This window comes from Streptococcus parasanguinis (assembly GCF_015556095.1).
Taxonomy (GTDB): Bacteria; Bacillota; Bacilli; order Lactobacillales; family Streptococcaceae; genus Streptococcus; species Streptococcus parasanguinis_Q.
This window is the reverse complement of the sequence record NZ_JADNLT010000014.1, coordinates 22,991-29,416: the sequence shown is the minus strand read 5'-3', so window position 1 is coordinate 29,416 and position 6,426 is coordinate 22,991. Positions and strand designations below refer to the sequence as shown.

The 6,426-nt window shown below is 41.8% G+C and carries 7 protein-coding genes; 2 read left to right on the top strand and 5 right to left on the bottom strand.

Translation table 11 applies throughout. From position 1 onward, the window contains the following. Positions 1-795: LPXTG cell wall anchor domain-containing protein (locus I2E70_RS09655; protein WP_195424579.1), on the top strand; the 795-nt coding region annotated here is incomplete at its 5' end. 493 nt (positions 796-1,288) lie between these two features. Here I2E70_RS09655 and I2E70_RS09650 read toward each other — a convergent pair. From I2E70_RS09650 to I2E70_RS09640, 3 genes are all read right to left on the bottom strand, one after another. Then, positions 1,289-2,020, bottom strand: coding sequence for a cyclase family protein (locus I2E70_RS09650; protein WP_118227958.1), 732 nt, complete (start codon positions 2,018-2,020; stop codon positions 1,289-1,291). Between the two features lie 12 nt (positions 2,021-2,032). Further along, positions 2,033-3,175 carry a 5-methyltetrahydropteroyltriglutamate--homocysteine S-methyltransferase gene (locus I2E70_RS09645; RefSeq protein ID WP_129824053.1) on the bottom strand — a complete coding sequence of 381 codons (1,143 nt, stop codon included), beginning with the start codon at positions 3,173-3,175 and terminating at the stop codon, positions 2,033-2,035. A 163-nt stretch (positions 3,176-3,338) separates the two neighbouring features. Beyond that, positions 3,339-3,551 carry a YdbC family protein gene (locus I2E70_RS09640; RefSeq protein ID WP_003002541.1) on the bottom strand — a complete coding sequence of 71 codons (213 nt, stop codon included), beginning with the start codon at positions 3,549-3,551 and terminating at the stop codon, positions 3,339-3,341. A 90-nt stretch (positions 3,552-3,641) separates the two neighbouring features. Between I2E70_RS09640 and I2E70_RS09635 the strand changes: the two genes are divergently transcribed. Next, positions 3,642-3,974 carry a hypothetical protein gene (locus I2E70_RS09635; RefSeq protein WP_013903885.1) on the top strand — a complete coding sequence of 111 codons (333 nt, stop codon included), beginning with the start codon at positions 3,642-3,644 and terminating at the stop codon, positions 3,972-3,974. Positions 3,975-3,989: 15 nt separating this feature from the next. Here the strand turns inward: I2E70_RS09635 and I2E70_RS09630 are convergent, their stop codons facing one another. Further along, on the bottom strand, positions 3,990-5,276 hold the full coding sequence (locus tag I2E70_RS09630) for a peptidase U32 family protein (RefSeq protein ID WP_003002878.1): 1,287 nt from the start codon (positions 5,274-5,276) through the stop codon (positions 3,990-3,992). Between the two features lie 96 nt (positions 5,277-5,372). Continuing rightward, on the bottom strand, positions 5,373-6,302 hold the full coding sequence (locus I2E70_RS09625; RefSeq protein WP_155169933.1) for a peptidase U32 family protein: 930 nt from the start codon (positions 6,300-6,302) through the stop codon (positions 5,373-5,375). Positions 6,303-6,426 lie beyond the last annotated feature (124 nt).

The window sequence follows — 6,426 nt, the reverse complement described above, 5'->3', positions numbered from 1 at the left end:
CCGACTACCACAACTACTACGACTCAAGAACCGACTACCACAACTACTACGACTCAAGAGCCGACTACCACAACTACTACGACTCAAGAGCCGACTACCACAACTACTACGACTCAAGAACCGACTACTACAACTACTACGACTCAAGAGCCGACTACCACAACTACTACGACTCAAGAGCCGACTACCACAACTACTACGACTCAAGAGCCGACTACCACAACTACTACGACTCAAGAGCCGACTACCACAACTACTACGACTCAAGAAGCGACTACCACAACTACTACGACTCAAGAGCCGACTACCACAACTACTACGACTCAAGAGCCGACTACTACAACCACTACGGTAACAACTACTGATGAACCTAAGACTACTTCAACTACAACTGAGGAGCCTAAGACCACAGTAACGACAACCGATGAGCCTACAACTACTTCAACTACTTCTGAAGAGCCTAAGACTACTGTACCTACTACACCTGAGACTCCTGATACAACACCAGAAGAACCAGGAAACCACAATAGTAGTGAGGAAGACACAACGTCAACAACAACTACTACTGCAGAGCCTAAGACTTCTTCATCTACTACAGAAAATCCAAATAAACCTAGTCATTCTGGTACCACAACGACACCAAGTGCGCCAGGTTCAAATGGTGGAAACAATGGGGGAGGTCGCAAATCGCTTCTTCCAAACACAGGTGAAGTTGTTGCATCTGGACTCGTCTTCTCTGGAATTCTTGTCTTAGCAGGTGCTGTTGGAATCAAACGGAAATTGACTCGTCAATAATTTATTCATTAAAAATAGTCAATTTTCTAACGAAATAGATTTTCAATGCATCTTAACAAATAGTTCAACTAACAAAGAGAGAAATTTTTAGCTCTCTCTGATAGATAAAAAGAGGCTGGGACAAAAGTCCTAGCCTCTCAATTATTTTTGGATTGTCGAGCAAGACGCAGTGGTTGAGTGGGCTCTACTACGCTGATTTCATCAGCTTTTACAGCCCTACTCAACTGTGCGGAGGCGGGACGACGAAATCGAATTCTAACGAATTACCGATTTCTGTCCCACTCTCTTTTCTTTGTGTAGGCCCTATAAAGATTTGGCTTACACCGGTACGTCTACATCTCAAAACATTGGAGAGATAATAAACGAATATTCCTTTTTATTTTTTATAAATCAGGTTATTAGATGGAATATCAGATGATAACGAAAATAGTTTCGTAAATACAAAAAGACAAACGTCCAAATGCGACGTCTGTCTTCAAGCTTTTTTCTTTGTTTATGGTAAGATGGCAATGGCACGGACAGGTGAACCAGTTGCCTTGTCCCAGTGAGGGAAAGCGATCGAAATCAAAGCACCTACAGCTGGAACTTGGTCCAATTGGTTCAAGACTTCAACTTGGTAGATATTTTGTTCCAAGAGGTAGTATTCATTGACCAAGCCATGCTCTGCTGCTGGAATACCTGCATCGGTATCAAAGGTTTCATGACCCACAGCCTTAACATAGCGTTCATGAATCAAGAATTCCAAGGCTTCACGGCTCCATCCTGGACTTTGTTGAACACCATTTTCATCAAGATTGCGCATAGCATCTTGATCTGGCCAACGTTTTGACCAATCACTGCGGAAGGCAACAAAAGCACCCTCAGCAATTTGTCCATGCTCTGCCTCAAAGTCTAAGATATCTTGTTTGCTCAAGATAAAGTTTGGATTGGCAGCAACTTCTTTAGACTTGTCGATAACATAAAGTGGCAAGAGGAGATCTTTGAGGGCAATCTCATCCAACCAACGACCCCCTTCTACAAAGTGAATCGGTGCATCAATATGCGTTCCGTATTGACCAACCACTGTAAATTTTTGAACATGGAAACCATCTTTTAATGTAAAAAGGTCTTCTTGTTGCAAGGCAGGAAGGGCTGGGAAGTGTGGACTTTCCGCATTGATTTGGTGACTCAAGTCCACCCATTTTTTAGCTTGCAATTCTTTATAAATACTTAGTAAATCTGACATGTTTCTTCCTCCTTATTCGCCCCAAACTTCAGCGACAATTTCCTTAATCAAACCGATTTTTTTCCATTGGTCTTCTTCTGTCAAAATGTTTCCTTCTTCTGTCGAAGCAAAGCCACACTGAGTAGACAGGTAAAGATTTTCCAACGGTACATACTGACTTGCTTCTTTAATACGAGCAATCACTTCATCCTTGTTCTCCAGTTGACCACTCTTAGATGTCAAAAGGCCTAACACCACTCCTTTACCAGGGGTTACTTCTGCAAGTGGTTCAAAACCACCAGCACGATCAGTGTCAAACTCAAGGAAGTAAGCATTGACCGCTTCTTCTCCAAGGAGTTCTTTGGCAATCGGCGCATAGCCACCTGATGAAGCCCAAGTAGAATGGAAGTTCCCACGACAAACGTGCGTATTGACGGTCAAACCAGCTGGAACATTTTGGTAGACATCGTTGTTAAAGGTCAAGAAGAGATCAGCGAGTTCTCGGCGAACCTCATCTTTTGACTTGCCTTGAGCTGCTCCCCAAGCCGTCAAGAAATGATCGTCTACCAAGACACCCCACGTACAGTCATCTACTTGAAGGGTCCGAAGTCCTGCATCATACAAATCTTGAATCACTTGAAGATAGGCTTGCTTGATATCTTCACGAACAGCCACAAAATCAGGATAGATGGTATTTAATTGTTCTACATGCTCTGCATCACGGATCAATTCAAAATAGAATTGCGCAGGTGCTGGAATAGTATATTTAGCCTCTACACCATCTACATCTGCTACAAGATCCCGCAAGAACTTGTAATGCTCTACAAATGGATGATTGGCTCCTGTGATTTTTCCAACGACAAGTGCTGAGTCCGCCTTGGTTGTTTCATCATGGAATTGATAACCTTGAGCAGCTTGGACATGATCAATGCCACCAAAGCCCCAGAAGAAATCCAAATGCCAATAAGCACGGCGGAATTCTCCATCTGTTACTGACTTCAGACCAGCAGCAATTTCTTTTTCAACGAGGTCACGAATCGCTTGATCTTCTACTTTTGTTAAGTCAGCCTGACTGATTTTTCCAGCTGCGAAATCTTCACGAGCTTGAACCAAAGCTGCTGGACGAAGGAATGAACCAACATGGTCTATGCGATAAGGTGCATGTGTATGTGTCAATATGAATTCCTCTTTCCTATAAGTTTTACATTAATTCATCAATGCAACCATTATAGCAGTCCAATACCTGATAAACAAGGGTTTGGGATAATCTAATATCTTTGACATCTATATAGTCTTAGACTATAACAAAAAGAAGTCCTTGAAGGACCTCTTTTTTATTTTAATTTTTAAATGCATCGAGCATAACTTGAAACTCTTCGTTCGTGAGTGTAATGCCTTTCCCCATCTTTGTATGGTCGGGACTCCAGGTCCGGATATCATACTTAGCTGGAGCACCGTTAAAACTTACACGGTTCAATTCCTTGGTCCAACCCTTGTCATTTTCTGACAAGACCAGTAGATGTTCTTCGATTTGGAATGAAAATTCTGCCATTTCACGACTCCTTTCTTGCCTTCTCATCTCTATTATTCGTAAATCATTTACAAAATCGTTGAAATTATCTATAATATATTGTATCAAGTTATGGAGAATTTAGCTATGAAAAAATTTCTCGAGATCGTTAAAGACCGAGCAAATGAATTTTTCAATGGAAAAGTCAGTACCCCTGCCCCATTAGAAGATGAGAGAATTATTGAAATCATTCAACAAGCATTGCGAAAAAAACAAGGGGTTCATGTTATTTTTTCAAACAAGAGTTTTACAGGCGATATTGTCAAGTATGACCAAGAACGCCGACAACTGATCGTGAAAAATTTTAAAAAGAGTATGTCCACGATTATTCGGATTTCTGAGATCCAGAAAATCAGTTTGGTCCCCAATAACATTCGCATCGCCCAACAAAAAGGAGAGGTTTAACCCTCTCTTTTTTTGTTATACTCGAACAGTTTTACTTGCCCCATCTTTTGAGTAGAGATTGATTAAGCCTTCCTGGCAAGAACGAATCATATCTCCTGGCTTGACTTCTTGTGGGACCGTGATCGTGAGAAGTTCCATCGGATTTGGTGCGCGATCAATCTTCACTCCATCCTTATCATGCAAGTCTTGGATCTGGCATTCAAAATGACGGAAGCCTGGTCCGTAGAATTCCACTTGGTCGCCTTCATTGATGACATTCCGTTGGCGAATCGTCGCAGTCATGGTAGATGGATCAAAGTCCACGACTTCTCCTACAAATTTGTATTGAGGAATCTTACGACGTGCCCCAAACAATTGTTCATTTTCAGTCGGTGTTTGGTAGTAGAATCCAGTTGCTAATTCACGTTGAGCGACTTTCCACAATTCATTGATCAAATCATCCTTGATGGCATAAAAGGCTTCTGGACTTTCCATATAGGCATCACAAGCCGCCTTGTAACAGTTGGCTACTGTTGAAACATAATGGACAGATTTCATCCGGCCTTCAATCTTCAAGCTATCAACTCCATTATCAATCATGTCTGGAATATTTTCGATCATACACATGTCCACGGCTGACATAGAGTATTCTTCTGGGACTTGCCCTTTGATACTCTTGCGTTCTTGGCCAAATGGCATATCGTAGAGATCGTATTTCCAACGACAAGATTGAGAACAGCCACCACGGTTGGCATCCCGGTCAGACATGTGGTTAGAAAGGGTACAACGTCCGGAATAAGAAATACACATGGCTCCATGAACGAAGGCTTCGATCTCAAGATCGGTACGCTTACGGATCTCTGCCAACTCTTCCATGGATACCTCACGGGCCAAGACGACACGGGTCAAGCCATATTCTTTCCAGAAATGGAAGGTCTCCACATTGGTTGCAGAAGCTTGCGTAGACAAGTGAATATTGAGACCAGGTGCATAGGTTGCACAGATTTCAATCAAGGCCGGGTCTGAGACGATCACGGCATCAAGTCCCATATCCCGCAATTCACGGAACCACTCACCTGCTCCCTGTTCATTTCCTTCATGGGTCACCATGTTTGAAGCGACGTGCACATCTACTCCACGGGCATGAGCATACTCAATTCCTTCACGAAGCTCATCCATGGTGAAGTTTCCGGCACGGCTACGCAAACCATAGGCTTGTCCACCAACAAACACAGCGTCTGCCCCATAATTAACCGCAACTTTTAACTTTTCTAAGGTTCCAGCAGGTACCAAAACCTCTGGACGTTTTTTTGTATTTGTCATGTTTTCTCCAATTTACAAGATTGTCGATATAATGAATAGCCTCTTCGTTCCCTGAAAAAGGAAAACTCACAAACGAAGAAGCCCTAGTATTATTTGTTATTTTACACGATCAGGTTCATAATCATAGAAACCAGTATCCAAACCACGATTAGCTGGATGTAATTTGCGGATTTCTTCATCAAACAGATAGACTTGATCCTGTGTAAATGTTCCATTTTGAATCAAATCACGGGCCTTGACAAAGTACTCTGTAATCTTGACAAAGTTTTCACCCGGACAGTAGACACCATCGAGTTTCCAATGATCAAAGCCATGTTCTACCAACTCAGACAATTTGGTCATCATATTCAAGTCATTATTTGAGAAGATATGGGTTCCATGTTTGTCCTCATAGACTGAATAATGAGAATTGGGATCTCCTGGTTCTGCTAAGAACAGATCCCGATCTTTGGTCACAGACTCTTCTGTCTTGATAAAGTTGTAATAATTCTGAAGTAGCGGTCGTTTTGAATGGTGGATAATGCTAGCACCATAGACCAAGACTTCTGCAGGAATCTGAAGATTCTCAGCCATTACGAATAATTCGGCAGATGGAATCTCACGAGCCAAAACAGCTTCAGAAGCTCCTGCTTGTTTTCCCCAGAAATTGATCTGGCGGCTAGAAGTGACCATGGTTGATGCATCGTAGATGGTTTTGAATGGATAGCCATCTCGTTTCAAGACATAAAAAACGCCCGCATCTCCGACAGTAATATAATCAGCCTGAATTTCCTTTAGAAAATCTAGGAAAGGCTTGATTGAATCCATCATCGATTGGTGCATGAGTGCATTTACAGCTACTGTCAATTCTTTGCCAGCAGCATGGACCAGTTGGGCAATTCGATTTATTTCGTCATAGCTTAAAGTTTGAGGCAATCGTAATCCGTAGTTTTTTTCACCGACATAGATTCGGTCAACCCCTGCATCAATCAGGGCTTGCGCTTGCTCAACACTCTCTGCTGTTGCTGTAATAATAATATTTTTCATAGAACCATTATAACAAAAATTCCGATATTCTAAAAAAATTTATTCATTTTGTAAAATTTGTAACATTTTTGTAACATTTATATACCTGAATTCATGATAGAATAATAGAGTACTGTTAGGAGAG

Bases quoted from the DNA above. Each gene is read 5' to 3' on its own strand.
- I2E70_RS09650 (WP_118227958.1), bottom strand. From the start codon at position 2,020: ATGTCAGATTTACTAAGTATTTATAAAGAATTGCAAGCTAAAAAATGG.
- I2E70_RS09640 (WP_003002541.1), bottom strand. From the start codon at position 3,551: ATGGCAGAATTTTCATTCCAAATCGAAGAACATCTACTGGTCTTGTCA.
- I2E70_RS09635 (WP_013903885.1), top strand. From the start codon at position 3,642: ATGGAGAATTTAGCTATGAAAAAATTTCTCGAGATCGTTAAAGACCGA.
- I2E70_RS09630 (WP_003002878.1), bottom strand. From the start codon at position 5,276: ATGACAAATACAAAAAAACGTCCAGAGGTTTTGGTACCTGCTGGAACC.
- I2E70_RS09625 (WP_155169933.1), bottom strand. From the start codon at position 6,302: ATGAAAAATATTATTATTACAGCAACAGCAGAGAGTGTTGAGCAAGCG.